The organism is Bradyrhizobium sp. B124 (genome assembly GCF_038967635.1).
GTDB lineage: Bacteria > Pseudomonadota > Alphaproteobacteria > Rhizobiales > Xanthobacteraceae > Bradyrhizobium.
In genome coordinates this window covers 5,928,797-5,955,645 of sequence record NZ_CP152413.1, presented here as the reverse complement: position 1 = coordinate 5,955,645, position 26,849 = coordinate 5,928,797, and the positions used below count along the sequence as shown (strand labels likewise).

Below are 26,849 nucleotides of genomic sequence, written 5' to 3'. Positions count from 1 at the left end.
GCTTCAGGGGAGGACGCGATGCCGACTTCACGCAGGACGCTGCTGAAGACTTCAGCGGCTGCCGCCGCTGCTTTCAGCTTCGATTGGACGCGCGCGCAGGCGCAGGCCGAAACGGTCCGGATCGGCGTGATCTACGACCTGACCGGCCCGTTTGCCGCCGGCGGCTCGGTCGCCTCCTCGATCGGCACGCAGATCGCGATCGATCTCGTCAACGAGAAGGGCGGCGTCGGCGGCAAGTACAAGATCGCGCCGGTCAATGTCGATTCCCAGAGCAAGCCGGATGTCGCGATCAACGAGGCCAATCGCCTGATCGATCAGGAGAAGGTCGATATACTCAACGGCGTGTTCGCGAGCTCGCACGCGGTGCCGCTCGCCGCCAAGGTCGAGCAGCAGAAGCGCATCCTCTGGATCACGACCGCGGTCTCGACCGCCGTGTTCAAGGACAAGAATCTGCAATACGTGTTCCGCGCCCAGATCCATTCCGACCAGTACGGCCAGGCCTTCGGCGGCTTCCTCGGCGAGCACGCCAAGGCCAGGCTCGGCATGGAGCCGAAGGACGTCAAGGTCGCGCTGATCCATGAGGACGGTCCCTACGGCGTCGGCGTCGCCGCCGCCGACGAGATGTTCGCGAAGGAAGCCGGGCTGCAGGTCGTGCTCAAGGAAGGCTATTCGGCCTCCGCGCCCGATCTCTCGGTGCTGGTGACCAAGCTGAAGCGCGCCAAGGCCGACATCATCTCGCATGCCGGCTACAACCCCGATATCACGCTGTTCCTGCGCCAGGCGCGCGAAAGCGGGCTGAAGTTCAAGATGCTGTTCGGCGCCGGCGCCGGTTACAGCCAGCTCGACAAGCTGCGGACGACGTTCGGCGCCGACATCGACAATTTCTGCAACATCGACCCCGTTCCGGCGCAGCTGCTCGATCCCGCCAAGCTGGCGCCGGGGGTCGGCGATCTCACCAAGGTGATGGTCGCGCGCTACCGCGAGAAGACCAGCGCCACCGAAGTGCCGCCGCACTGCTCGATGGGCTTCAACCAGACCTGGGTGCTGCTCAACAATGTGCTGCCGGTCGCCAAGGACAAGTATGGCGGCTTCGATCCGGAGGCGATCCGCAAGGCCGCGCTCGATGTCGACATCCCGCCGGGCGGCACCATCCAGGGCTATGGCGTAAAATTCTATCCGCCGGGCACGCCGATGTCCGGCCAGAACGAGCGCTCGACACCCGTCGTGATGCAGAACGCCGGCGAGCGCATCACCGTGGTGTGGCCGACCAACATCCGGACGCAAGATCCGGTGTTTCCGCTGCCGAAGGGATCGGTGTACGGGGCGTAGAAATCGATCGTTTACTGCGGCTTGTTGAGAACCATCCCCGTCATCCTGAGGTGCGAGCGGAGCGAGCCTCGAAGGATGCGCGGCCCCGCTGTTGGCCGTTCATCCTTCGAGGCTCGCAAGTGCTCGCACCTCAGGATGACGGGTCTGGCATACGCACCCTTGGGACGAGAGCAATCACCCCGCTGCTGCCCTTAGCCTACAGCACCACCCGCCGTCCCTCATCCGCGGCCCAATAGCCGGCGTAGTTCACCTTGGTGGTTTCATACGCCAGCGCGAGGTCGGCGAGCGGCTGCCGGCCGGTCGCCACACACTCCATGAAATCCTGGATCTCCTGGAGATAGCCGCGGGTCCATTCCTCCTCGAGGCAGACGTATTGCCAGCCGGTTTTGCGATCGACCTTCTCGGTGATGTAGACGGAGGCGAGCTTCTCCTCGGAGGTCTGGTAGCTCACAAGATGCGTGTTCGGCGTGATGTTGGCGAACAGCGAGCCGCCTGACGTGTAGGTCTCGATCAGATTGCGCACGCCGCCCATGATCATGTCGCCGGAGAATACCGTGGCCTTGGTGCCGTCGGAGAAGGTCGCGGTCAGCGTGCCCCAATCCTCGACGTCGACCGGATTGGCCTTGATGTAGGCGCGCTCCTCCGGCTTGAGACCGGCGGTGACATTGCCGACATCGCAGGTGACGCTGGCAACGTGTATCGCCTCGCCGCGCGCTTTGGCCTCGACCTGCTTGAGATAGAGCACGGCCGACAGCGGATGGCAGCCCATCCGGATCAGCGAGCCGCCGCCGGTCATCGCCCACTCTGCGGCGTGCGCGGCATGCGAGCCGGAATGGCTCTCCTCGCCCTTCATGAACAGGATCTTGTCGCCTGTGGCGCGGATGATCTCCGCTGTCTTTGTCACCGCGGGTGCGTAGATCCAGTCTTCGGCATACATGAACAGTCTTCCGCTGCGCTCGATCGCGGCGCGGGTCGCTTCCATCTCCTCCATCACGCGCTGGTACATCAGCGCCTTCGGAACGTGCCTGCCGATCGGCGCCTTGTCGCCGTCGCGGCCGAAATAGCCGCTGAACGGCTTCTCGCAGATCACATGCTTGCCGGCCTGCATTGCGTCGACGATCATCGCGGCATGGAGGTTGGGCGGCGTGCAGATGTCGATGACGTCGAGCTCACGGTCGGCGACCAACTCGGCGAAACTGCGATAGGCGTTCGGGATTCCGTGCTTGCGCGCGAACTCGACCGCGTGATCGCCGCGCGCCGCCACCGCACTCACCTCGACATCGACGCCATAGACCCGCCGGTACGCAACCATATGCAGCTCCGACACGAAGCCGCAGCCGGCCAGACCGATCCTGATTTTTGTCATTAATATCTCCGCCCTTCAGGCGGGCGGAGAGTAGCGTGCAGCCATCACGGCGTCGAACGCATTTCCCATCGCCGCATGCGGCGGCGCCAATCCCGTGAACAGCTTGAATGCGTCGGCCGAGGCGTTGATCGCGAGGTCCCGTCCGGTCAGGACGCTTGCGCCTTTGGCCTTGGCCGCGGTCAGCAGCGGCGTCCAGAGCGGCGTGTAGACGGCGTCGGCGACCCACATCGAGCGATGCAGCAGCGCATCCGGCACCGGCGTGTCGCGGCTCGGCAGCATGCCGACCGGCGTTGCGTTGACGAGACCTGTGGCGCCATCCACCGCGATCGCGACGCTGCTGGCGTGGACCGCATGGCGATCCCGCAACTGGGCTGCAAGCTGTGCGGCCTTGGCGGCATCGGCGTCGAAGATTCTGATCCCGGCGACGCCGAGGCCGGCGAGCGCAAAGGCGATCGCCTTGCCGACGCCGCCGGCACCGGTCAGCGCGATCGGGCCGCGCGGCGCTGACGCAAGCAGCGGTTCGATCGCACGCGCAAAGCCGGTCGCATCGGTGTTGTGCCCGATCAGACGCCCGCCGTCGGAGACAATGGTGTTGACCGCGCCGATCGCGCGCGCATCGGGCGCGAGCTCATCGAGCAGATCGACGACCGCCTCCTTGTACGGAAACGTGACGTTGACGCCGGCAAAGCCGAGCCGCCTGACGCCCTCCAGCATCGCACGCAGATCGTCCCGCCCGGCGCCCTTCACTTCGATGAGCTGGTAGTGACAGCGAACGCCGAGCACTGCGGCGGCCTGCTCGTGCATCGCAGGTGCCGCCGAATGCGCGATCGGATACCCGATCAGACCGGTCAGGAAACGATCGCGCATTGTCCCTCACGTGTGTGCTCAGCTCATGCGGTCGAGCCGAGCATAGCTGTCTTCCATGCCGTGCTCCATGCCGGTTGCGAGCATCGCCGCGCGCGTCTCGGCATCCGGCAATGTCATCCGCATCGTCATCACGGTGCCGCTGCCGTCAGGCTCGAACCGCGTCTCGACATGATTGTCCGGCGTCGGGTCCGGCAGGTGCATGCGCTCGACATGCACGATGCGGCTGAACGGTTCGAGCGCGACATACTCGCCGGTCAGATGAAAGCCGCCGCCCTTGCCGTCGGTCCATTCGTAGCGGATCTTGCCGCCGGGCCTGAGATCGCTGACGCAGATCGGCATGGTCCAGCCTTCCGGGCCGAGCAGCCACTTCTGCAGCAGCTCCGGCTCGGTATGCGCGCGATACACCGCCTCGGGCGGCGCGACGAAGCGCCTGGTGACAACGATGTAGCGGTCGCCTTCGGTCTTCAGCGTCAACTTGCTCATGGGATACCCTTCACTTCTCAGGCTTCATGGCGGCCAGCACTCCGTCCAGCCGGTCGTAATTGGTTTCCAGCGCCCGCCGCAGCATGCCGAGCCATTGATCGATCTCGGCGACCGCCGTCGGCGCCAGCCGGCACGGCCGCTTGGTGCCTTCAACGCGCCGGACGATCAGGCCCGCGCCCTCGAGCACCTTGAGATGGCGGGAGATCGCCGGCTGGGTCATCTCGAACGGCTCGACCAGCTCCATCACCGTCGCCTCGCCGAGGGCGAGGCGCGCGAGGATCGCCCGGCGGGTCGGGTCGGCGAGCGCGGAAAAGGCGGCGTCGAGGCTGGGCATGCTTGATCTCGCATCGGTTATATAACTAACTTGCTATATAACTGATTGCGCATAGTCAAGCGAAATCCGCTGCGGCGAAGGCGCGCAGCGGATTGGGTCGTCCCTTCAATGCTGGAGTTGCGCGCCGCCAGGCGCGGTCAGCGGCTAGACGTCGAAGAACACGGTCTCGTTGTCACCCTGCAGATGGACGTCGAACGTGTAGGTGTTGCCCGCACCGGCCTTGCGCTTCGCAATCAGCGTGGCGCGGCGATCGGCCGGCACCAATGCGAGCACAGGATCGCCGGCGTTGCCGGCTTCGTCGTCGAAGTAGATCCGGGTGTAGAGATGCAGCAGCATGCCGCGCGCGAACACCGCGAGCACGATGTGCGGCGCCTGCGGCTTGCCGTCGGGATCGGGCACTGAGCCCGGCTTGATGGTGTCGAAGGCATAGAAACCGCTCTTGTCGGTGCCACAGCGGCCAAAACCCTTGAAGGAGGAGTTCGGCAGCGCGCGCGCATCCTGCGGATCGGAGAAGCGGCCCTGGCTATCGGCCTGCCAGATCTCCAGCATGCAGTCCGGGATCACGGCGCCGTCGCCGTCGTAGACCTTGCCTTCGACGCGAATCCGCTCGCCCGACACGTCAGGCGTCAAGAGGTTGTTGGTGAAGGCGTCGTTCCATTCATACTCGCCGTTCGGCGTCAGGCCGTATTTGAAATAGGGACCGACGGTCTGCGAGGGCGTGATTCCATCAGGACGTTGGTTCGACACTTACTTGGTCTCCATCGGCGTGGCGCTCTGGCCGCGCAGCACGATATCGAAGCGGTAGCACAGCGCCCATTCCGGCTTGGTGTTCTCGAGATCGAACGACGAGATCATCCGCGCCCGCGCCTTCTCATCCGTCACCGAATTGAAGATCGGATCGAACGGGAACAGTGGATCGCCGGGGAAATACATCTGCGTCACCAGACGCGAGACGAAGGAGTGGCCGAACACCGAGAAGTGGATATGCGCGGGCCGCCAGGCGTTATGGTGATTGCCCCACGGATAGGCGCCGGGCTTGATGGTGATGAACTTGTAATAGCCTTGCGCGTCACTCTGCGTGCGGCCGGCACCGGTGAAATTCGGATCGAGCGGCGCCGGATGCTGGTCGACGACATGAATGTAGCGGCCGCAGGCATTGGCCTGCCACAGCTCGACCAGCGTGTTGGGCACGCCGCGGCCGTCTTCGTCGCGCACGTGACCATGCACGATGATGCGCTCGCCGAGCGGCTCGCCTTTGGCCTGAATGGTGAGATCGTTGTCGTGCGCCCGCACCGTCTCGTGGCCATAGACCGGCCCGGTCAATTCGGAGAGCGTGTGCCGCATCGGGATCAGCGGCTTCTGCGGCGAGCGCTTCACGGTGGAGCGATAGTCCGGCGAGAGCCGCGCCGGATGGGCCGCAAGCGATTGCAGCGGATACAACAAGGTCATGGCGAATTCCTCCGCGGCCCACGCGCCCCGTGAGCTCACATCAGATCATTATAATGCATAACCAAAATGGGGAAGGGCTGTTTTCAGCCCTTCCAAGCCATTGGATTAGTTCAGCTTTTCGATGGCGACCGCGACGCCCTGGCCGACCCCGACGCACATAGTTGCCAAGGCAAGCTTCCCGCCCCGCTTCTCCATGCCGTGCACGGCGGTCAGCACCAGCCGCGCGCCGCTCATGCCGAGCGGATGGCCGAGCGCGATCGCGCCGCCATGCGGATTGACGAAATCGGCATCCTCCTTGACGCCGAGCTGGCGCAGGCAGGCGATGCCCTGCGAGGCAAAGGCCTCGTTGAGCTCGATCAGATCGAAGTCCGACACCTTGATGCCGAGACGCTCGACCAGCTTCCTGGTCGCCGGCACCGGGCCGATGCCCATGATGCGCGGCGGCACCGCGGCCGAGGCAAGGCCGAGGATTTTTGCGCGCGGGGTCAGGCCGTGCTTCTTCACAGCTAGCTCAGAGGCGAGGATCATCGCGGCGGCGCCGTCATTGACGCCGGACGCATTGCCCGCGGTCACCGTGCCCGGATTGCGCACGATCGGCTTCAGCTTGGCGAGAGCTTCGGGCGTGGTCTCCGGACGCGGATGCTCGTCCTTGTCGACGGTGATCGGACCGGCCTTGCCGCCGGGCACCTGGATCGGCACGATCTCCTCGGCGAAATAGCCCGACGCGATCGCCGCACCGGCGCGCTGCTGCGAGCGGATCGCCATCGCATCCTGATCGGCGCGCGAGACCTGGAATTCCTCGGCGACGTTCTCGCCGGTCTCCGGCATCGCATCGACGCCATACTGCGCCTTCATCAGCGGATTGATGAAGCGCCAGCCGATCGTGGTGTCGTAGATCTCGGACGAGCGCGAGAAGGCTTCCGCGGCCTTGCCCATCACGAACGGCGCACGCGTCATCGATTCGACGCCGCCTGCGATCGCGAAATCGATCTCGCCGGCGCGGATGGCACGGCCCGCGGCACCGACCGCGTCGAGACCGGAGGCGCAGAGCCGATTCAGGGTCTGGCCGGGAACCGATTCCGGCATGCCGGCGAGCAGAAGCGCCATGCGCGCGACGTTGCGGTTGTCTTCGCCAGCCTGGTTAGCGCAGCCGAAATACACCTCGTCGACCTGATTCCAGTCGAGGGTCGGGTGCTTGGCCATCAGCGCCTTGATCGGGGCCGCCGCGAGATCGTCGGCGCGCACCTTGGCGAGCGAACCGCCGAAACGGCCGATCGGAGTCCGGACGGCATCGCAAATATAGACATCACGCATTGAATCTCTCCCTGAATGCCGCGACTTAGGCGCTGGATAGGCTGGAACTTGAGGTGAGTTTTAGGAGCGTGCCCGCGGCAGGTCAATTGACGCGGCTGCGGGCCCTCCACGCATTACCGTGATGCCCTGTCATATCTCGGGTCGTGGACAGGGTGGAAAACCCCCTCCTCTTGGATAGGACCGCGCGGCGAAATTTTGTAGCTTCCCGGCCCTCATGACCATTCAGCAGCCCATCCCCGTTCCGCCTGAGCCAACTCCCGCCGTCGAGGCGCCGTCGCGCGTTACGCCGATGATGGAACAGTATCTGGAGATCAAGGCGGCCCACCCCGGCCTGCTGCTGTTCTACCGGATGGGCGATTTCTACGAGTTGTTCTTCGAGGACGCCGAGATCGCCTCCAAGACGCTCGGCATCGTGCTGACCAAGCGCGGCAAGCATCAGGGCATGGACATCCCGATGTGCGGCGTTCCGGTCGAACGCTCCGAGGACTATTTGCACCGCCTGATCGGCGCCGGCCATCGCGTCGCGGTGTGCGAGCAGACGGAAAATCCCGCGGAGGCAAAGGCCCGCGGCAACAAGAGCGTGGTCCGCCGCGGCGTGGTGCGGCTGGTGACGCCGGGCACGCTGACCGAAGACACGCTGCTCGACGCCCGCACCAACAATTACCTGATCGCGATCGCGCGCGCCCGCGGCTCGGCCGGCGCGGATCGTCTTGGCCTTGCCTGGATCGACATCTCGACCTCCGAATTCATGGTGACGGAGTGCGCGACATCAGAGCTTGCGGCGACGCTGGCGCGCATCAATCCGAACGAGGCCATCGTCACCGATGCGCTGTACAGCGACAACGAGCTGGCGCCGACCTTGCGCGAGCTACCCTCGGTGACGCCGCTGACCCGCGACGTGTTCGACAGCGCTACCGCCGAGCGGCGGCTGTGCGATTATTTCGCGGTCGCGACCATGGACGGCCTGTCCGCGATGTCGCGGCTGGAAGCGACCGCCGCTGCCGCGGCCGTCACGTATATCGACCGCACCCAGGTCGGCAAGCGTCCACCGCTGTCGCCGCCGGCGCGCGAGGCTGCCGGCACCACGATGGCGATCGACCCGGCGACCCGCGCCAACCTCGAACTGACCCGCACGCTGGCCGGCGAACGCCGCGGCTCGCTGCTCGATGCGATCGACTGCACCGTGACAGCGGCGGGCTCACGGCTGCTGGCGCAGCGCCTTGCCGCGCCGCTCACCGATGTTGCCGTGATCGCGCGGCGGCTCGATGCGGTCTCGGCTTTCGTTGCGGACTCGGCCGCGCGCGAGGACATCAGGACCGTGCTGCGCGCAGCGCCCGACATGTCGCGCGCGCTGGCGCGGCTCTCGGTCGGCCGCGGCGGTCCGCGCGATCTCGCCAGCCTGCGCGACGGCATCCTCGCCGCCGACCAGGCGCTGGAGCTATTGGCGCAGCTTGCCAATCCGCCGGCCGAGGTGTCGACCGTGATGGCGGCGCTGCAGCGCCCCTCGCGCGACCTCGCGCGGGAATTCACGCGGGCACTGTCAGAGCAATTGCCGCTGATCAAGCGCGACGGCGGCTTCGTCCGCGAGGGCTATGAGGCCGCGCTCGACGAGAGCCGGAATCTGCGCGATGCCTCGCGCCTCGTCGTCGCCGCGATGCAGGCGCGATATGCCGAGGACACCGGCATCAAGACGCTGAAGATCCGGCACAACAACGTGCTCGGCTATTTCGTCGAGGTCACCGCGCAGCACGGCGACAAGCTGTTCGCGCCGCCGCTGAACGAGACCTTCATCCACCGCCAGACGTTGGCCGGACAGGTCCGCTTCACCACCGCCGAGCTCGGCGAGATCGAGGCCAAGATCGCCAATGCCGGTGAGCGCGCGCTCAATCTCGAGCTCGAGATCTTCGAGCGGCTGAGCGCGCTGGCGCTTGCCGCCAGCGACGATCTACGCAACGCCGCGCATGCCTTTGCGATGCTCGACGTCGCGACCTCGCTGGCGAAGCTTGCGATCGACGACAATTACGTGCGGCCCGACGTCGACGGCTCGCTCGGCTTTGCGATCGAGGGCGGCCGGCATCCGGTGGTCGAGCAGGCGCTGAAGCGCGACGGCCAGCCGTTCATCGCCAATGCCTGCGATCTCTCTCCGGCGCCCGGCCAGAAATCCGGCCAGCTCTGGCTGATCACCGGTCCGAACATGGCCGGCAAGTCGACCTTCCTGCGCCAGAATGCGCTGATCGCACTCTTGGCGCAGATCGGCTCTTATGTGCCGGCGTCCCGCGCACGGCTCGGCATCGTCGACCGGCTGTTCTCGCGCGTCGGCGCCGCCGACGATCTGGCGCGGGGACGCTCGACCTTCATGGTCGAGATGGTCGAGACCGCCGTGATCCTGAACCAGGCGAGCGAGCGGTCGCTGGTGATCCTCGACGAGATCGGCCGGGGAACGGCGACCTTCGACGGCCTGTCGATCGCCTGGGCCGCGATCGAGCATCTGCATGAGGGCAACCGCTGCCGCACGCTCTTTGCCACCCACTATCACGAGTTGACGGCGCTCTCGGCCAAACTGCCGCGGATGTTCAACGCCACGGTGCGGGTCAAGGAATGGCAGGGCGACGTCGTGTTCCTGCACGAAGTGCTACCGGGCTCCGCCGACCGCTCCTACGGCATCCAGGTCGCCAAGCTCGCCGGCCTGCCGCCCGCGGTGATCACGCGCGCCAAATCGGTGCTGGCCAAACTCGAAGCCCAGGACCGCGGCCAGACCGCCCGCGCTCTGGCCGACGACCTGCCGCTGTTCGCCGTGCCCTCCCGCGCCGCCAGTGAGGACAAGCCGCCGAGCGAGGCGGATTTGCTGGTCGAGGCGGTGAAGGCACTGCACCCCGACGAGATGTCACCGCGCGAGGCGCTGGATGCGCTGTATGCGCTGAGGGCGAAACTGCCAAAGCAGTAATTGCGTAGCCCGGATGTCTCACCCGTCATTGCGACCGAAGCGAAGCAATCCATCGCTTCGAGGATGCGGAACGATCGATTGCTTCGTCGCTTCGCTCCTCGCAATGACGGCTAGGCTCGCGCCTTCTTCCTTCGTCCGATCTGCCACAGCACCAGATTCCAGATGATGCAGGTGGCGAGCGCGCAGCTCAGCCCGATCGCCGAGCCGAATTGCGCGACCGCGACATGCAGCACCGCGATGCCGAGACCGAAGCCGAGCAGGCCCCAGGCGCTGTTGGCGAGCACGGCGGCGGTGGCGGGGCCGCCGATCCGCGGATGCAGGATCAGCATCATCGAGGAGAACACGATCGGAAACAGCGCGATCACGCCGGTGACGCGCGGACCGACCCAGGTCGATGCGGTGACGACGGTGCCGACCAGGCTCGCGACCAGCGCGGCGCGCAGCGGGATGTCGTACCAGCGCCGCGCGATCAGCGGCATTTTCGCGACGTGCCGATAGGGCCTCAGCAGCGGAATGCAGATCGCGAACGCAATCGCATTGAGGATCAAACCGCCGGCGAGCGTCCACGCGAACTGACGGATGATGGTGCCGAGCACCAGCCACAACGCGATCGCGGAGCCCGCGCTGATCCACATGCCGCGGCGCTGCGCCAGCACGGCGTAGGTGAGGCCCATGAAGATCGTCGCCGCATTGACCGGCAGGCTCGACAGCGCGCCTTCGGCGATGAAGGCCGCGTCATGGTCGAGCGCAAGGAAGGTGTAGGACGGCCCGGCCGAGATCGGCAGGGTGGCGATCAGCGCGCCGATCACCGGCCCCGAACGTTCCGTGATGATGGACGCACTGACCACGAAGGCGGCGGCAACCGCCATGCGCAGCACGAGGAGCAGGACGAAGTGGAGTTCGGGGGACATTTCTTGTTTTCTTATCCTCCCCTGGAGGGGGAGGATCGTTTCGCACGCAGCGAAGCAAAATGCGAAACGAGGTGGGGTGATCTCTCAACACGGGCGCTGATCGGGTGGAGAGACTTTCACCCCACCCCGCCGCTCATTGCATTCGCGGCGACCCTCCCCCTCCAGGGGAGGGTAAGCGAGACATCACACCCGCCGCATCGTGACCGACACTTTCGGGCCGTTCTTGATGGTCTGATAGACCACGCAATAGCGCTCGGTGAGCTTCAGCAGCAGGTCGAGCTTGTCCTGCGGCGCGTCGGTGCCGACGTCGAAGCGCAGGCGGATCTCGCGGAAGCCGACCGGGGCCTCCTTGTCGACGCCGAGCGTGCCGCGGAAATCCAGATCGCCCTCGGCGAAGACATTGCCGACCTTCAACGGCACCTCGACGGCAGTTGCGACCGATTTCAGCGTGACACCGGCGCAGGCGACCAGCGCTTCCAGCAGCATGTCGCCGGAGCAAAGCTCGAGCCCGGAGCCACCGGTGGCGGGGTGCAGGCCGGCGACCGCGAGCGCGCGGCCGGTTTCGACCTTGCAGGACAGGCTTTCGTTGTCGATCGTGCCCTTGGCTTTCAGGGTGATCACGGCGGCCGAGGGATCGCTCTTGTAGCGCTCCTTGATCGGGGCCTGCATTGCGCGGAGTTCGGCGGAGTCCATGGTCTCGTCTCCCGGCTATTCTTCTTTATGCCGATGTAAGGCCTTATGGCGCCGATGTCACCACCACATCGCCTCGCCGGCGCTTGATTTGTCCGTGACGTCACGCACCGAACGGTCCAGCGAGCGGTCGAGCGCGGTCAGCACGCGGCGCTTGAAGGTGTCGAACAGCTCCGATTTGCGGTCGCGCGGCCGCGCCAGATTGATAGTGATCTCCTCGAACAGCCGGCCCGGCCGCGACCGCATCACCAGCACGCGGTCGGCCAGCACCACGGCCTCGTCGACGTCGTGGGTGACCAGGATCAGGGTCGGCCGCGTGTCGGCCCAGAGATCGAGCAGATGGTCCTGCAGGTCACGCCGCGTGAAGGCATCGAGCGCCGAGAACGGCTCGTCGAGCAGCAGCACTTCCGGCTGCGGCACCAACGCGCGGGCGATCGCGACCCGCTGCGCCTGCCCGCCGGAGAGCTCCTGCGGCCAGGCGTCGGCCTTGTCAGCGAGGCCGACACGAGCCAGCGCCGCCGCGACCCGCGCGCGCCTCACCTCAGCCGGAAGATCGGCGAGACCGAAGCCGATATTGTCGGCGACACTGAGCCAGGGCAAAAGCCGCGGCTCCTGGAAGATGATGCCGATCTCGGCGTGCGGCGACGTGATCACGGCATTGTCGAGCGTCACGCTGCCGGTGCTGGCGCGATCGAGGCCGGCGATGGCGCGCAGCAACGTCGACTTGCCGCAACCGGAGCCGCCGATGATCGCGACGATCTCGCCGGGCGAAATCTCGGCCGAGAAGCGCTCCAGCGCGTGAACGCCGTTCGGATAGGTCTTGCCGACATCCTTCAGCGCCAGCATCACTGCCCTCCCCGCGCGCCAAACGCATCCTGCCAGCGCAGCAGCGGCGCGGTTGCGAACTCGATCAGCCAGTCGGTCAGCTTGCCGAGGATCGCGAAGATCACGATCGCGGCGAGGATCTGCGCCGGCTTGCCGAGCTGCTGGCCGTCGATCAGGAGATAACCGAGCCCTTCGGAGGCGCCCATGAATTCGGCCGCGACCACGAACATCCACCCCAATCCGAGCCCGACCCGGAGCGACACCACATAGGCCGGCAGCACCGCCGGCAGCAGGATGCGGCGGATCATCGCAAAGCCGGACAGCCGGAACACGCGGCCGACCTCGACCACCTTGCGATCGACCGACAGGATCGCGCCCATCACGCCGAGATAGATCGGGAAGAACACGCCGACCGCAATGAGCGCGACCTTCGAGGTCTCGAAGATGCCGAGCCACAGGATGAACAGCGGCACCCAGGCGATCGAAGGGATCGCGCGCAACGCCTGTACGGTCGGATCGAGCAGCCGCCGCGCCAGGCCCCAATAGCCGGAGATCGCGCCCATGATGGTGCCGGCGACGACGCCGAGCGCAAAGCCCGCGCCGACGCGCCGGAGCGTGGCAAGGATATGGCGCGACAGCTCGCCGCTTCTGGCGAGCGCCACGATGGTCTCGAACACCTTCGACGGCGGCGGCACCAGGCGGCCGTTGGAATAGCCGAGATGGACGACCAATTCCCAGCCCAGCGCAAGCACGACCGGCAGCGCGAGCCCGAGCACCGGGCGCGCATAACGCGACCATCGCGCCGACGCCGCACGCGGCGCGGCCGTCTGTTCCAGCGCGGGCAGGTCAACGGTCATGGCCATAGCAAGAACTATTCTTCCGGCGGGATTGCAAGGTCGGGATCGCGCCACTCCATCCTACGTCGTCCCGGCGAAGGCCGGGACCCATAACCACCGAGCGTGGTGAGAGAGCAAGCTGGGGCCACAGCCTTGTTCAATAACAACGCCCTGTGGTTATGGGTCCCGGATCGCGCTTCGCTTGTCCGGGACGACAATGGTTAGTTGGTCGGCAGCGGGACTTGATCGTCGATCAGGCTGTCAAGCGCGGCCTTCACGTCGGTCTTGGCGTCGATCACGCCGGCCTGCTGCAAGGCGAGGCCGGCGGCCAGGATCGACTCGCGCTGGGGGCTACCGATCCGGCTGTGGGTCAGCTCGGTACGCTCCTTGAGCTGCTTGTCGACCACGGCATCCGGCAGCTTGGTGACGGCGATGAAGGTCTTCTTCAGCTCGTCATAGTTCGCCAGCGAATATTTCCGTGCTTCCTCGTAGGTCGCGAGCACGCGGCGGACGATGTCCGGATGCGCTTTCAAAAACTCCTCGCGCACATTGAGGATGCCCCAGGTGTTGGCGTCGGCCTTGCGGTAGAACAGCTTGGCACCGTCCTCGACCTCCGCCTGCGCCATCATCGGGTCGAGGCCGGCCCAGGCGTCGACGTCGCCGCGGATCAGCGCGGTCTTGCCGTCGGCGTGCTGCAGCAGCACCGGGGTGATGTCCTTTTCGGTGAGACCAGCGCCGAGCAGCGCGCGGACCAGGAAGATGTGCGGGTCGGTGCCGCGCGTCACCGCGACGCGCTTGCCCTTGAGGTCGGCGACCGACGCGATCTTGGAGTCCTTGGTGGTGACCAGCGCGGTCCATTCGGGGCGCGAATAGACGTAGATCGACTTGATCGGGTTGCCGTTGATCCGGGCGACCAAGGCGGCGGAGCCTGCGGTCGATCCGAGATCGATCGAGCCGGCGTTGAGGAATTCGAGCGCCTTGTTGGAGCCGGCCGACTGCACCCAGACGATGCTGATGCCGTCCTTGGCGAACTCCTTCTCCAAGAGGCCCTTCTGCTTCAGGACCATCGACACCGGATTGTAGGTCGCCCAGTCGATCCGGATCTCCTTCAGCGCGTCGGCGGCGAGCGCCGCGCCGGGCAAGAATGTCGAGACCGCGAGCAGCGCCGCAAACGCGCGCCGGGAAAAATTCTGCATTCGTCGATCCCCTTGGGTTGATTAAAAAACACACTTTTAATTCAATGAGTTAGCCTTGCGGTCAACGAGAAAATCTCTACCCTTTGTTTTGCGGCGCGAGCACAGACTTGCTCTGGGTGCCCAGGAAACAGAATGGAGCTGCTGTCCATATACTTTGGTCAGTGACAGCAACAGCTTGGTCCGATATCGGATGAACGTATGGACAGCGTCGTAGCCGAAGTCCGCCCTGAAGCGGATGGTCGTTTCGAGACCGAGCGGATCACCGCGGCGGTCAATGCACTCGCCGAACAGCATGCCGGGCGCGAGGACCAGTTCCGCGCCGCGATGGCGCAGCTGCTCAAGGCCGAGCTGATCGCGGCGCGCGCCACGGCGCAGACGCTGCTGCTGAAGGACCGCCACGGCCGGCACTGCGCGGAACGACTCTGTTTCGTGCAGGACGAGATCATCCGCATCCTCTACGCGGCGGCGACCCGGCATCTGTATCACTCGCCGATCCCCTCGGGCGCCGAGCGCATGGCCGTGGTCGCGACCGGCGGCTATGGCCGCGGGCTGATGGCGCCGGAATCCGACATCGATCTGTTGTTCATCCTGCCCTACAAGCAGACCGCCTGGGGCGAGCAAGTCGCCGAAGCCATCCTCTATTGCCTCTGGGACATGGGGCTGAAGGTCGGCCACGCCACGCGCTCGGTCGATGAATCGATCCGCCAGGCGCGCGGCGACATGACGATCCGCACCGCGATCCTGGAGACGCGCTTTCTGACCGGTGACCAGCCGCTCTATGACGAGCTAGTCGAACGCTTCGACAAGGAAGTGGTGCAGGGCACCGCGGCTGAATTCGTCACCGCCAAGCTTGCCGAGCGCGAGGAGCGGCATCGCCGCGCCGGCCAGTCGCGCTATCTGGTCGAGCCCAACGTCAAGGACGGCAAGGGCGGCCTGCGCGACCTGCATACGCTGTTCTGGATCGCGAAATACGTCTACCGCGTGCGCGAGACCGACGAGCTGCTGGAGCGCGGCGTGTTCGACGCCCAGGAGTACCGCACCTTCCGCCGCTGCGCCGACTTCCTGTGGTCGGTGCGCTGCAATTTGCACTTCTTCGCCGGACGCGCCGAGGAGCGGCTGTCGTTCGACATGCAGCGCGAGATCGCGGTGCGCCTCGGCTACACCTCGCATCCCGGCATGCAGGACGTCGAGCGCTTCATGAAGCACTACTTCCTGATCGCGAAGGACGTCGGCGACCTCACCGCGATCCTGTGCGCCAAGCTCGAGGAGGAGCACAACAAGCCGGCGCCGGTGTTGAGCCGGATGGTGGCGCGGCTGCGGCCCGGCGCCAAGCGGCGGCGGGTGGCCGGCAGCGACGACTTCATCGTCGACAACAACCGCATCAACCTCGCCGCGCCCGATGTGTTCAAGCACGATCCGGTCAACCTGATCCGGATCTTCCGCCTCGCGCAGCAGAACAACCTCGCCTTCCATCCCGATGCGATGCGCACGGTGACGCGCTCACTGAAGCTGATCAACACCCAGCTCCGCGACAACGAGGAAGCCAACCGCCTGTTCATGGAGATCCTGACCTCGAACGATGCGGAGACCGTGCTGCGGCGGATGAACGAGACCGGCGTGCTCGGCCATTTCATCCGCGCCTTCGGCAAGATCGTCTCGATGATGCAGTTCAATATGTACCACCACTATACGGTGGACGAGCATCTGCTCCGCTGCATCGGCTTCCTGCAGGACATCGAGCGCGGCGGCAATGAGGAGTTCACGGTCGCCAGCGACCTGTTCCGCAAGATTCGCCCCGAGCACCGCCCGGTGATCTATATCGCGACCCTGCTGCACGACATCGCCAAGGGCCGCCCGGAAGATCATTCGATCGCTGGCGCCAAGGTGGCGCGGCGGCTATGCCCGCGGCTCGGCTTCTCGGCCGCCGACACCGAGCTGGTGGCGTGGCTGATCGAGGAACATCTGACGATGTCGACGGTGGCGCAATCGCGCGATTTGTCGGACCGCAAGACCATCGAGAATTTCGCCGCCGTGGTGCAGTCGGTCGAGCAGATGAAGCTGCTCACGATCCTGACCACCGCCGACATCCGCGGCGTCGGCCCGGGCGTCTGGAACGGCTGGAAGGCGCAGCTGTTGCGCACGCTGTATTACGAGACCGAGCCGGTGCTGACCGGCGGCTTCTCCGAGGTCAACCGCGCCCAGCGCATCGCGGTGGCGCAGGCCGAATTCCGCCGCGCCTTCACCGAATGGCCGGAGGTCGAGCTCAACGCCTATATCGGCCGACACTACCCGGCGTACTGGCTCAAGGTCGAGCTGCAACGCAAGATCCGCCAGGCGCGCTTCATCCGCGCCAGCGAGCAGGCCGGCCACAAGCTCGCGATCAATGTCGGCTTCGACGAGGTCCGCGCCGTCACCGAGCTCACGATTCTGGCGACCGACCATCCCTGGCTGCTGTCGATCATCGCGGGCGCCTGCGCCTCGGCCGGCGCCAACATCGTCGACGCGCAGATCTACACCACGACCGACGGCCGCGCGCTCGACACCATCTCGATCTCGCGCGAGTACGATCGCGACGATGACGAGGGCCGCCGCGCGACGCGGATCGGCGAGATGATCGAGCAGGTGCTGGAAGGCAAGCTCAGGCTGCCCGAGGCGGTGGCGAAGCGCGCGGTGCGCAGCAAGGCGCGGCCGTTCATCGTCGAGCCCGAAGTGACCATCAACAACCAGTGGTCCGACCGCTACACCGTGATCGAGGTCTCCGGCCTCGACCGCCCCGGCCTGCTCTACCAGCTGACCACAGCGATCTCGAAGCTCAACCTCAACATCGCCTCGGCGCATGTCGCGACCTTCGGCGAACGCGCCCGCGACGTGTTCTATGTCACCGACCTGCTCGGCGCCCAGATCACCGCGCCGACCCGGCAGGCCGCGATCAAGAGCGCCCTGCTGCATCTGTTGTCGAGCGAGGATCAGGCGGCGAAGCCGGCGGCGTGACGCGTCGCCTCGCTCCACTCGTCATTCCCCGATGCTAAATTGCGCATCGAGGAATGACGACGGAAGGAACTGAGCCCGGAATCCATCAGGGCCGGGGCTAGACGGGGAGTGGATTCCGGGCTCTCACGGAGGCTGTTGTCGGACCCGTTTTGCGCGACCCAGGCGTGAGCAGCCAGCGCGTCGGTCCCGGCAGCCTGCCGGACTTGGATCCAGAGCGGGCTACGATCCTGGATCCGGCACGTTCAATTGCGGCTGCAGCGCCGCGAGGCTTGCCCCCAGCAAGGCCAGGTAGCTCGCCTGGCAGAGCACAACGCTCAAATCGAAGACGTCGAGCAGATCGATCCAGGAATTGTCGGCCTGCACGGTCGCTGCTTGCTTGCCGCCGTCGATCACGGAGGGCTGGAAGCTGCGGTTACGGCTCTGAGACGTCGTCTCGCGCGCGACGTCGTCGGAGCAAAGGATCAGATGCAGGCGCGTGTTGGGCATTTCAATCTCCCGTCTCTGATTGGCGATTGCTGAACCCCGAAAGGCCTCTACTGTCATCGAGTTACCCAATAAGCGTAGCCACCGGCAGGAAACCGGCCATTGAACGGAGGTTGATCCGGCCGTTACATTCGGATGGGGACGACATACTTTGGTTTAGCCGCAACCTGGGCCTGAGTTCGTCCGGCGATTGCGCTTTCCGCGCGATCTCACGCCACGCGAGCGGATCGCCAAAATCGCCCCCACGATCCCGTTCGAACGTCGAGAAAGCTGCTAGTATGGAGTTTGTGAGGAGGGCGACGTTGTCGCCGCTGATGGTAGCGGTCACCTAGCGACGCAGCGCGGCCCATGACGGCCGAGTGCTGGACGGCCAAGTGCTGGATAGCCAAGTGCTGGTGCTGCCGATGATGCGCATCCCGACCACGAAATCCTGGTCGGCCGAGCAATGGCTGCTCGGCGGCATGGTGCTGGCTTTGGCCGCAACCTGCATTGGGCTGCTGCTTGGTCCGCAGCCGGCAGCTTCCGCCCATCTGATCGCGCTGGCGCTGCTGATCGCCTCGCTTGCCGCCGCGTTGCTGATGATGGGGGTGGTGGGGCGCACCCACAGGCAGATGGAAGCCATGTTGCGCGGCCGGGCCAGCGGCGAAGAGCGCGCAATAGAGGCCCTGCGCAACAGCGAAGCGCAATGGAAGGAGGTGTTCGAGCACAATCCGGTCATGTACTTCATGGTCGACGCCACGGGTCTCGTGCTGTCGGTCAACACGTTCGGCGCGGCACAACTCGGCTACACCGTCGACGAATTGCTTGGACAATCCGTGCTGCGGGTCTTTGCCGCCGAAGACCGAGAGATGGTACAGCGCAACGTCGCGGCGTGCCTCGAGAACATCGGCCAAACCCACAATTGGGAAATCCGGAAGATCCGCAAGGACGGCTCAAGACTTTGGGTTCGCGAAAATGCCAAGGCCGTGCGGCGGCAGGACGACCGATTGATCGTGCTGATCGCATGCGAGGATATCACCGAGCGCAAACAGGCCGAAAACGCGCTGCAGCAGAGCGAAATGTACCTGAGCGAAGCCCAGCGATTGAGCCACACCGGCAGCTTTGGCTGGCACGTCGCCAGCGGTGAGGTGATCTGGTCGGAAGAGACGTTCAGGATCTTCGGATTCGACAGGGCTCCTTCCATCAAGCATGCCACGGTCCTTCAACGCATCCATCCGGATGATCGCGCCCGCGTGCAACGGACCGTCGACAGCGTCTCGCTCAACGGCAGGGACTTCGAGCACGGCTACCGATTGCTGATGCCGGACGGCGCGATCAAATATGTTCACGCCAGGGCGCATGCGGTGACCACCCCCTCGGGCGACACCGAATTCATCGGAGCGGTCACCGACGTGACCGCCCGCAAGCGAGCCGAGGCGGAGTTGCACGAAGCGCAGACCAACCTCGCGCACGTCACGCGCGTGACGGCACTCGGCGAGCTCGCCGCATCGATCGCCCATGAAGTGAACCAGCCGCTCGCCGCCGTGGTCGCCAACGCCGCGGCATGCCTGCGCTGGCTCAACCGGGCGGCTCCCGATCTGAATGAAGCGCGCGGGGCGGTCAGGTCGATCATCAGCGACGGCAACCGGGCAGGCGAAGTCATCCAGCGCGTCCGCGCACTGGTGAACAAGACGACCGGTCAGATGGCGCCGCTCGACATCAATGAAGCCATCAACGAGGTGATCGGCCTGGTGCAGCATGAACTGCAGAACCACCTTGTATCCCTGCAGCTCGACCTCGCTCCCGCGCTCCCGCCTGTCGTTGCCGACCGCGTCCAGCTGCAGCAAGTCATCCTCAACCTTGTCGTCAATGGCATCGAGGCAATGCAGCCGGTCACGGACAGGCCACGGGAACTCGTGATCCGGACCCGCCATGACGATACCGGGCAGATCCTGGTCACGGTCACCGACTGTGGCGTCGGGGTTGCGACAGAGCATGCCGAACGGCTGTTTGACGCCTTCTACACCACCAAGGCCAGCGGCATGGGAATGGGGCTGTCGATCTGCCGCTCGATCGTCGAAGCCCACCGAGGGCGCCTGTCAATGTCCAGAAATATCGGCCCCGGCACGACGTTCCAGTTCACCCTGCCGCTGCGTCAGGAGGATCATGCATGGTGATTGGACGCGCGGCATCGCCTCCCGCCCTCGCGAACGCCGAGGATCCGACCGTCTTCGTCGTCGACGACGATGTGTCGGTGCGCGACGCGTTGAGCAATCTTTTCCGGTCGGTCGGCCTGCGGACCGCGGCGTTCGGGTCGGCCCATGAATTTCTGCAGCACAAGCTCCCCGATGTCCCAAGCTGCCTGATCCTGGACATCAGGCTGCCCCGGCTGAGCGGCCTCGACTTCCAGGCGGAATTGGCCAAAGCCGACATTCATATTCCGATCATCTTCATGACCGGCCATGGCGATATCCCGATGACGGTCAGAGCCATGAAGGCCGGAGCCGTCGACTTCCTGACCAAGCCGTTCCGCGATCAGGACATGCTGGATGCCGTCACGACTGCGATCGAACGCGACAGAACTCGCCGCAATGAGGCCAAGGCGCTCGCAAACCTGCGCGCAGCCTTCGCGACCCTGACCCCTCGTGAGCGCCAGATCATGAGCCTCGTCACCGCGGGGCTCATGAACAAGCAGGTCGCCGCCGAAATCGGCGTAGCCGAGATCACAGTCAAGATACACCGCGGGCACATTATGCGGAAAATGGCGGCGAAGTCGTTGCCGGATCTGGTCAGGATGGCGCAGATCCTCGGGTTCAAGCAGGCATCTGGCGGCGCACAAACCTAAGTATGATTCTCCGGCCGCGGCCGACGACGCACTGTGGCTCCGTGATCGCAGACACCAGAGGCCCCTCTGGCCGTTCCAGGAAAAGCCTTCTTGTCCAACCCGGTGATATCGATCGTCGACGATGACATGTCGGTCCGCACCGCGACCGACAATCTGGTCAGGTCGCTTGGCTACGCGGTCCAGACCTACGCGTCGGCCGAAGAATTCCTGCATTCGCCGCAACTGAACGACACATCCTGCGTGATAGCCGATGTCAGGATGCCGGCCATGAGCGGGCTCGACCTGCAGGCGCGCCTGATTGCCGACGGCCGGCGCCTTCCGTTCATTTTCATCACGGCCTTCTCCGTCGAAGCCGATCGGGCCCGAGCCATGCAGGCGGGAGCGATCTGCTTTCTGATCAAGCCGTTTGACGGAGACACGCTGGTCAAATGCCTCGATGCAGCTCTGGCACAGCGCGGCACAGCGACGAGCGCGTGAGTTCAAATCGAGTATACGCAAGGATGATGCCGAGAAACATCTGGACAAGTTGCACATCGACGGTGGCAGCGCGAGATTTCGCAGCGCCGTCCCTCAAGAAGACCGATGGCAACGACAGCATCAGACATTCTTGATTGGCAAATGGCAATTCCTCGGAGGGAAGTCGCCAATGCGTACGGAACCGCGCTGCGCCCAGTGTGACAGTGAAGATGCCAAGATCATCTGCTTGCGAAATCCGGCGGGTGAACGCTACTGCGGACGGCTCTGTCTTCACAAGGGTCAGGAGAACTTCATTCGCTGGCTTTGGCGGGCGAATGCGGAGGCAGCTTCATGACAGGCCGTTGCGGCAATCCAGGATGCCGGCGGCCCTTCGGACTGATCCGGCATAGCTGGTACTTCGAGCAGTTCTGCTCGACGAAGTGCCGCGAGATCTACAAGCGGCAGTTGGAGCGCAACAAGGTCTATTGGAAGTGGCTCTATCCCCTCCGAGAACCGGCGGCCCATCGAAAAAGCTGAGCTGACGGCGAAGGCCAGATTTTTGTTTGACGCGTTTTCTTCACGCGAGCCGGCGGCCACTTCGTTCGAAAATGCGCGAACAACGCTCAAGGGAGCTCCGATGACGACGGTCGATGCGATGCTGGTAGGAGCGATCCTCGCGTGGGTGCCTTCGCTCATTGTATTCCTCTACATCGTGCGCAATCTGCGAAACATGCCGCGCGAGGATATCGATTGATCGTCTCGTTACGGCCGGGTTCGGCCGCTATATCTCCACGCCTTCGTGCCGCAGCAGCCAGCGCTTGCGCTCCAGTCCGCCGCCATATTTGACCAGCGAGCCGTTGGCGCCGATCAGGCGGTGACAGGGCACGACGACGCTGATCGGGTTGGAGCCGTTGGCGTGGCCGACCGCGCGCATCGCGTTCGGCACTTTCAGTTTCGCCGCCAGCGCGCCGTAGCTCATGGTGGTGCCCGGCGCAATCTTCGGCAACGCGTGCCAGACCTTCTGCTGGAACGGCGTGCCCGCGACGCGCCATTCGACATCGGCGAGCCGATCGAGATCGCCCTGGAAGTAATCGCCGAGCGCCTTGCGCATCGCAGCCGGCGCGCGGCCGTCCCACAGCGTCACGGCGCCATAGTGCAGCCGCAGCAGGTCGAGCATGCGCTCTTCATAGTCGTCCCAGTCGAGCGCGCGCAGCACGCCGTCGTCGTCGGTCACCAGCAGCGCGGTGCCGATCGGCGTCTTGAGGCGATCGAGGTTGAAGGTCTGTGCGGTCTTGCGGTCGGCCATATCAGTCGCTCTGGAAGGTCATCGCTTTGGAAACGGGTCGCTCGGCATACAATTCACCGTGCGCGTGCTAGCGTCCACCCGAATTCCGGTTAGAGCGTTTTCGGGCGAAGTGGACACCGGTTCGCGTGAAGAAAACGCGTCAAAACAAGAATCTTGAGCTTCGGTTCTGATTCAATCAGAACCGAAGCTCTGGGGGGGGACCGCAATATGCTTTTGCTTGCCAATGTCCTGGTCGCGGTGGTGGCCGCGCTGCACGTCTATTTCCTTGTGCTCGAGATGTTCCTGTGGACCAAGCCGCTCGGGCTGAAGACCTTCCGCAACTCGATCGAGAAGGCGACCGATTCGGCGGTGCTTGCCGCCAATCAGGGGCTCTATAACGGCTTCCTCGCCGCCGGGCTGATCTGGGGCCTGGTGCACGGCAATGCCGCCTTCGCCTTCCAGATCAAGACATTCTTCCTGCTCTGCGTGATCGTCGCCGGCGCCTATGGCGCCGCCACCGTGAGCCGGCGCATCCTTTATGTGCAGGCGGCACCCGCGGCGCTCGCACTGATCCTGCTCTGGCTGGCCTGACGCGACATCGCGCGCAGGGGGCATCGTCTTGCAATGCCCTCACCGTTCCTCCATCATCCCGTTCAACGGTGACATCCGCCGGCCAATGCTTGCGGACAAGATCACCGGCAACATGGGAGGTCACGGACATGAGGAGCGTGCAATTGCTCGCTGCGACAGCGCTTGCCATCGCGTTGTCGGTTACATCGGCCACCGCGCAGAAGAAATACGACGTCGGCGCGACCGACACCGAGATCAAGATCGGACAGACCGTGCCGTTCTCGGGCCCCGCATCCGCCTATGCCGGCATCGGCAAGACCCAGGCGGCCTACCTCAAGATGATCAACGATCAGGGCGGCATCAACGGCCGCAAGCTGAACCTGATCCAGTATGACGACGCCTATTCGCCGCCGAAAGCGGTCGAGCAGGTGCGCAAGCTGGTCGAGGGCGACGAGGTGCTGTTCACCTTCCAGATCATCGGCACACCCTCAAATGCCGCCGTGCAGAAATATCTGAATGCCAGGAAGGTGCCGCAGCTGCTGGCCTCGACCGGCGCGTCGCGCTTCTCCGATCCGCAGAACGCGCCGTGGACGATCGCCTTCAACCCGAACTACCAGTCCGAGGGACGCATCTACGCCAAATACATTCTGGCCAATCACCCCAACGCCAAGATCGGCATCTTCTACCAGAACGACGATCTCGGCCGCGACTACATCACCGGCCTGAAGAGCGGGCTCGGTGACAAGGCCGCGAGCATGATCGTCGCCGAGGTGTCCTACGAGCTGACCGACCCGACCGTCGATTCCCAGATCGTCAAGCTGAAGGCCGCCGGCGTCGACCTGCTCTATAACGCGTCGACGCCGAAATTCGCAGCTCAAGCGATCCGCAAGGTCGCGGACCTCGACTGGCACCCGGTGCACATCCTCGACATCAATGCGAGCCCGGTGTCGGCGACGCTGAAGCCGGCCGGCCTCGACATCTCCAAGGGCATCATCTCGACCAATTACGGAAAGGACCCCGCCGATCCGCAGTGGAAGGACGATCCCGGCGTGAAGGCCTATTTCGCCTTCATGGACAAGTATTACCCGGAGGGCGACAAGCTCAACACCGTCAACACCTACGGCTATTCGACGGCCGAGCTCCTGATCCAGGTGCTCAAGCAGTGCGGCGACGACCTCACCCGCGAGAACCTGATGAAGCAGGTGACCAGCCTGAAGAAGTTCGTGCCGAGCCTCGCGCTGCCGGGCATGTCGATCACGACCGGACCGAACGACTATCGCATCAACAAGCAGATGCAGATGATGAAGTTCAACGGCGAACGCTGGGAGCTGTTCGGCCCGATCATCGAGGACACCGGACCGGCGGGCTAGGTCGCGCCTAAGACGCGATCCACTCCCTCGCCCCGCCCTTGCGGGGAGAGGGTTGGGGTGAGGGGCTCTCACCGCGCATTCGGCGATAGAGACACTCGCGGAGACTCCCCCTCACCCGCATCGCATCTTCGATGCGATGCGACCTCCCCCCGCAAGCGGGGCGAGGTGTACGGAGCAGCCCCGCGGCATCCCCGCTGCGCCGTTTCTTTTTGCGCCGCCCCCTACTTTCGTTGACTGAAATTGCTCGGCTTTTCGGCATCCGTCGTCTTGCATCGCAGCAACGGTTCCTCCAGTATCCCGGCCCAGCGATGGCGACCGCGGGACCTTGAGCCCGCGGACAAGATCATCGGCCAACCATCAGTCACGTGAGGGAAACAGCATTATGAGGAATGGGATTTTCCACCTGGTCACGGGAACGGCGCTCGCGATCGCGCTGTCTGCAACGTCGGCCTCCGCGCAAAAGAAGTACGATCCCGGCGCGAGCGACACCGAGATCAAGATCGGCCAGACCGTCCCCTTCTCCGGACCGGCTTCCGCCTATGCCTCGATCGGCAAGACACAGGCGGCCTATTTCAAGATGATCAACGATCAGGGCGGCATCAACGGCCGCAAGATCAATTTGATCCAGTATGACGACGCCTATTCGCCGCCGAAGGCTGTCGAGCAGGTGCGCAAGCTCGTCGAGAGCGACGAGGTGCTCTTGACCTTCCAGATCGTCGGCACACCGTCAAACGCCGCCGTGCAGAAATATCTCAACGCCAAGAAGGTGCCGCAGCTGTTCGCGGCTACCGGCGCCTCGAAGTTCACCGATCCGAAGAACTTCCCGTGGACGCTCGGCTTCAATCCGAACTACTTCGTCGAAGGCCGCATCTACGGCCAGTACATCCTGAAGGAGCATCCGAACGCCAAGATCGGCGTGCTCTATCAGAACGACGACCTCGGCAAGGATTACCTGAACGGCATCAAGGCCGGACTCGGCGACAAGGCCGCCAAGATGATCGTGGCCGAAGCCTCCTATGAGGTCTCCGACCCGACCATCGATTCCCAGGTGATCAAGATCAAGGACGCCGGCGCCGACCTGTTCTTCTCGGCCTCGACGCCGAAGCAGGCCGCGCAGGCGATCAAGAAGATCGCCGAGCTCGGCTGGCATCCGGTCCACATCGTCGACATCAACGCCACCTCGGTCGGCGCCGTGCTGCAGCCGGCGGGCCTGGAAGCCTCCAAGGGCCTGATCTCGACCAACTACGGCAAGGATCCCGCCGATCCGCAGTGGAAGGACGATCCGGGCATGAAGCGCTATTTCGACTTCATGGCCAAGTACTATCCCGACGGTGACAAGAACTCGAACTTCAATACCTACGGCTACTCCACGGCCCAGCTGATGGTGCATGTGCTGAAGCAGTGCGGCGACGAGCTGACGCGCGAGAACGTGCTGAAGCAGGCCACCAACCTGAAGAACGTCGACCTCGACATGGCGCTGCCCGGCATCAAGGGCAACACCACGCCGAACGACTATCGCGTCAACAAGCAGCTGCAAATGATGAAGTTCAACGGCGAGCGCTGGGAGCTGTTCGGCCCGATCCTCGAGGACGCCGGCCCGGCGGGCTAGTCGTTCGCACAGAGTTGAGATGCAATCGGCGGCCTGCAGGCCGCCGATTTTGTTTTTGGGCCTTCCACACCATCTATCCCCGTCACCCTGAGGAGCCGCGAAGCGGCGTCTCGAAGGGTCGACGGCCACCAGCCGGGCCGTGCATGCTTCGAGGCTCGCTCCGCTCGCACCTCAGCATGACGGGATAGAAATCTCGCTTCGTGCGCTCACTCCGGGATCTCACCAAAATTCTTCCCGACCGGCAGCACGGCGTGGCGGATCAGCCGCGAATCCTCGACACCGGCCTGGCGATGCTTCACCGCCTCGCGATAGACGGGATCGCGGATCATTTCGACGAAGGCGGCGACGCTCGGATACTCGGCGATGAAGCAGTGATCCCAGCGCTCCTCTTGCGGACCGATCAGCATCAGCTCGAAGCGGCCCTGCCAGACGATGCGGCCGCCGAGGCGTTCGAACACCGGCCCGCTCTCGCGGCCATAGGCGGCATAGGCCTCCGCGCCGGTCGCCTTGCGGCCGTCGGGATAGGCAGCCCATTCGCGTAAACGCACCAGATTGAGCATGTGGATCGGGCCCGGCCGGTTGTTGTCCCGGAATTGCGCGAAGACGTCCTTGGTCGGATCGATATGGCCCATGCGGTGCTCCTTTTTTCCCTTGTTCCATCTCTATCTAACACGCGCCGCCTCACCTCCTAATCCCCCGTTAAGCTTTGCGTAACCG

At 64.7% G+C, this 26,849-nt stretch carries 25 protein-coding genes; 9 read left to right on the top strand and 16 right to left on the bottom strand.

The window, feature by feature from the left end:
• The first annotated feature begins 18 nt into the window (after nucleotides 1–18).
• Nucleotides 19–1,329, top strand: coding sequence for an ABC transporter substrate-binding protein (locus AAFG13_RS28285; protein WP_342708860.1), 1,311 nt, complete (start codon nucleotides 19–21; stop codon nucleotides 1,327–1,329).
• A gap of 196 nt (nucleotides 1,330–1,525) precedes the next feature.
• Here the strand turns inward: AAFG13_RS28285 and AAFG13_RS28280 are convergent, their stop codons facing one another.
• The 7 genes from AAFG13_RS28280 to pcaF all read right to left on the bottom strand — a co-directional run bounded on the left by AAFG13_RS28280 (nucleotide 1,526) and on the right by pcaF (nucleotide 7,142).
• Nucleotides 1,526–2,695: a Gfo/Idh/MocA family oxidoreductase gene (locus AAFG13_RS28280; protein ID WP_212312024.1), complete on the bottom strand. Its 1,170-nt coding sequence runs from the start codon at nucleotides 2,693–2,695 to the stop codon at nucleotides 1,526–1,528.
• 15 nt (nucleotides 2,696–2,710) lie between these two features.
• Nucleotides 2,711–3,562, bottom strand: a complete 852-nt coding sequence (locus AAFG13_RS28275) for a shikimate dehydrogenase (protein WP_342708859.1) — start codon at nucleotides 3,560–3,562, stop codon at nucleotides 2,711–2,713.
• A gap of 18 nt (nucleotides 3,563–3,580) precedes the next feature.
• Nucleotides 3,581–4,045, bottom strand: coding sequence for an SRPBCC domain-containing protein (locus AAFG13_RS28270; RefSeq protein ID WP_342708858.1), 465 nt, complete (start codon nucleotides 4,043–4,045; stop codon nucleotides 3,581–3,583).
• A 10-nt stretch (nucleotides 4,046–4,055) separates the two neighbouring features.
• Complete coding sequence (locus AAFG13_RS28265; RefSeq protein WP_342708857.1) at nucleotides 4,056–4,379, bottom strand: metalloregulator ArsR/SmtB family transcription factor; 324 nt, start codon at nucleotides 4,377–4,379, stop codon at nucleotides 4,056–4,058.
• 144 nt (nucleotides 4,380–4,523) lie between these two features.
• Complete coding sequence (gene pcaG / locus AAFG13_RS28260; protein ID WP_342708856.1) at nucleotides 4,524–5,126, bottom strand: protocatechuate 3,4-dioxygenase subunit alpha; 603 nt, start codon at nucleotides 5,124–5,126, stop codon at nucleotides 4,524–4,526.
• On the bottom strand, nucleotides 5,127–5,828 hold the full coding sequence (gene pcaH, locus AAFG13_RS28255; protein ID WP_212312031.1) for a protocatechuate 3,4-dioxygenase subunit beta: 702 nt from the start codon (nucleotides 5,826–5,828) through the stop codon (nucleotides 5,127–5,129).
• 105 nt (nucleotides 5,829–5,933) lie between these two features.
• Nucleotides 5,934–7,142 carry a 3-oxoadipyl-CoA thiolase gene (gene pcaF, locus AAFG13_RS28250; protein WP_342708855.1) on the bottom strand — a complete coding sequence of 403 codons (1,209 nt, stop codon included), beginning with the start codon at nucleotides 7,140–7,142 and terminating at the stop codon, nucleotides 5,934–5,936.
• A 214-nt stretch (nucleotides 7,143–7,356) separates the two neighbouring features.
• On the opposite strand from pcaF, the gene mutS reads away from it, so the two are divergent.
• Complete coding sequence (mutS, locus tag AAFG13_RS28245; protein ID WP_342708854.1) at nucleotides 7,357–10,086, top strand: DNA mismatch repair protein MutS; 2,730 nt, start codon at nucleotides 7,357–7,359, stop codon at nucleotides 10,084–10,086.
• Nucleotides 10,087–10,196: 110 nt separating this feature from the next.
• Here mutS and AAFG13_RS28240 read toward each other — a convergent pair whose 3' ends face one another.
• The 5 genes from AAFG13_RS28240 to AAFG13_RS28220 all read right to left on the bottom strand — a co-directional run bounded on the left by AAFG13_RS28240 (nucleotide 10,197) and on the right by AAFG13_RS28220 (nucleotide 14,544).
• Nucleotides 10,197–10,997, bottom strand: coding sequence for a hypothetical protein (locus tag AAFG13_RS28240; protein WP_212312053.1), 801 nt, complete (start codon nucleotides 10,995–10,997; stop codon nucleotides 10,197–10,199).
• Nucleotides 10,998–11,180: 183 nt separating this feature from the next.
• On the bottom strand, nucleotides 11,181–11,690 hold the full coding sequence (locus AAFG13_RS28235; protein ID WP_342708853.1) for an OsmC family protein: 510 nt from the start codon (nucleotides 11,688–11,690) through the stop codon (nucleotides 11,181–11,183).
• 57 nt (nucleotides 11,691–11,747) lie between these two features.
• Nucleotides 11,748–12,533: an ABC transporter ATP-binding protein gene (locus AAFG13_RS28230; RefSeq protein WP_342708852.1), complete on the bottom strand. Its 786-nt coding sequence runs from the start codon at nucleotides 12,531–12,533 to the stop codon at nucleotides 11,748–11,750.
• Nucleotides 12,533–13,369: an ABC transporter permease gene (locus AAFG13_RS28225; protein ID WP_342713410.1), complete on the bottom strand. Its 837-nt coding sequence runs from the start codon at nucleotides 13,367–13,369 to the stop codon at nucleotides 12,533–12,535. Before AAFG13_RS28225 ends, AAFG13_RS28230 begins: the two co-directional genes overlap by 1 nt.
• A gap of 200 nt (nucleotides 13,370–13,569) precedes the next feature.
• Nucleotides 13,570–14,544 (bottom strand): aliphatic sulfonate ABC transporter substrate-binding protein, encoded by a 975-nt coding sequence (locus tag AAFG13_RS28220; protein WP_342708851.1) that lies wholly within the window; start codon nucleotides 14,542–14,544, stop codon nucleotides 13,570–13,572.
• 198 nt (nucleotides 14,545–14,742) lie between these two features.
• Between AAFG13_RS28220 and AAFG13_RS28215 the strand changes: the two genes are divergently transcribed.
• Nucleotides 14,743–17,535 (top strand): [protein-PII] uridylyltransferase, encoded by a 2,793-nt coding sequence (locus AAFG13_RS28215; protein ID WP_212312061.1) that lies wholly within the window; start codon nucleotides 14,743–14,745, stop codon nucleotides 17,533–17,535.
• A 219-nt stretch (nucleotides 17,536–17,754) separates the two neighbouring features.
• Here the strand turns inward: AAFG13_RS28215 and AAFG13_RS28210 are convergent, their stop codons facing one another.
• Nucleotides 17,755–18,021 carry a hypothetical protein gene (locus AAFG13_RS28210; RefSeq protein WP_212312063.1) on the bottom strand — a complete coding sequence of 89 codons (267 nt, stop codon included), beginning with the start codon at nucleotides 18,019–18,021 and terminating at the stop codon, nucleotides 17,755–17,757.
• A gap of 575 nt (nucleotides 18,022–18,596) precedes the next feature.
• Between AAFG13_RS28210 and AAFG13_RS28205 the strand changes: the two genes are divergently transcribed.
• From AAFG13_RS28205 to AAFG13_RS28195, 3 genes are all read left to right on the top strand, one after another.
• On the top strand, nucleotides 18,597–20,174 hold the full coding sequence (locus AAFG13_RS28205) for a PAS domain S-box protein (protein ID WP_342713409.1): 1,578 nt from the start codon (nucleotides 18,597–18,599) through the stop codon (nucleotides 20,172–20,174).
• Nucleotides 20,168–20,842 (top strand): response regulator, encoded by a 675-nt coding sequence (locus AAFG13_RS28200; protein WP_342708850.1) that lies wholly within the window; start codon nucleotides 20,168–20,170, stop codon nucleotides 20,840–20,842. Before AAFG13_RS28205 ends, AAFG13_RS28200 begins: the two co-directional genes overlap by 7 nt.
• A gap of 90 nt (nucleotides 20,843–20,932) precedes the next feature.
• Complete coding sequence (locus tag AAFG13_RS28195; protein ID WP_283815126.1) at nucleotides 20,933–21,319, top strand: response regulator; 387 nt, start codon at nucleotides 20,933–20,935, stop codon at nucleotides 21,317–21,319.
• 279 nt (nucleotides 21,320–21,598) lie between these two features.
• On the opposite strand, the gene AAFG13_RS28190 is transcribed toward AAFG13_RS28195, so the two are convergent.
• Both AAFG13_RS28190 and AAFG13_RS28185 read right to left on the bottom strand, forming a co-directional pair.
• Nucleotides 21,599–21,925 (bottom strand): hypothetical protein, encoded by a 327-nt coding sequence (locus tag AAFG13_RS28190; RefSeq protein ID WP_342708849.1) that lies wholly within the window; start codon nucleotides 21,923–21,925, stop codon nucleotides 21,599–21,601.
• Nucleotides 21,926–22,079: 154 nt separating this feature from the next.
• Nucleotides 22,080–22,604: a methylated-DNA--[protein]-cysteine S-methyltransferase gene (locus tag AAFG13_RS28185; RefSeq protein WP_342708848.1), complete on the bottom strand. Its 525-nt coding sequence runs from the start codon at nucleotides 22,602–22,604 to the stop codon at nucleotides 22,080–22,082.
• Nucleotides 22,605–22,811: 207 nt separating this feature from the next.
• Here AAFG13_RS28185 and AAFG13_RS28180 point away from each other — a divergent pair, with 207 nt between their 5' ends.
• The 3 genes from AAFG13_RS28180 (at nucleotide 22,812) to AAFG13_RS28170 (ending at nucleotide 26,132) form a co-directional block, all read left to right on the top strand.
• Nucleotides 22,812–23,174, top strand: a complete 363-nt coding sequence (locus tag AAFG13_RS28180; protein WP_092120340.1) for a DUF1304 domain-containing protein — start codon at nucleotides 22,812–22,814, stop codon at nucleotides 23,172–23,174.
• Between the two features lie 128 nt (nucleotides 23,175–23,302).
• Complete coding sequence (locus AAFG13_RS28175; RefSeq protein WP_092120343.1) at nucleotides 23,303–24,523, top strand: ABC transporter substrate-binding protein; 1,221 nt, start codon at nucleotides 23,303–23,305, stop codon at nucleotides 24,521–24,523.
• A gap of 382 nt (nucleotides 24,524–24,905) precedes the next feature.
• Nucleotides 24,906–26,132 (top strand): ABC transporter substrate-binding protein, encoded by a 1,227-nt coding sequence (locus tag AAFG13_RS28170; RefSeq protein ID WP_176534786.1) that lies wholly within the window; start codon nucleotides 24,906–24,908, stop codon nucleotides 26,130–26,132.
• Nucleotides 26,133–26,338: 206 nt separating this feature from the next.
• On the opposite strand, the gene AAFG13_RS28165 is transcribed toward AAFG13_RS28170, so the two are convergent.
• Nucleotides 26,339–26,764, bottom strand: coding sequence for a DUF1330 domain-containing protein (locus AAFG13_RS28165; RefSeq protein WP_212312075.1), 426 nt, complete (start codon nucleotides 26,762–26,764; stop codon nucleotides 26,339–26,341).
• Nucleotides 26,765–26,849: the final 85 nt, after the last annotated feature.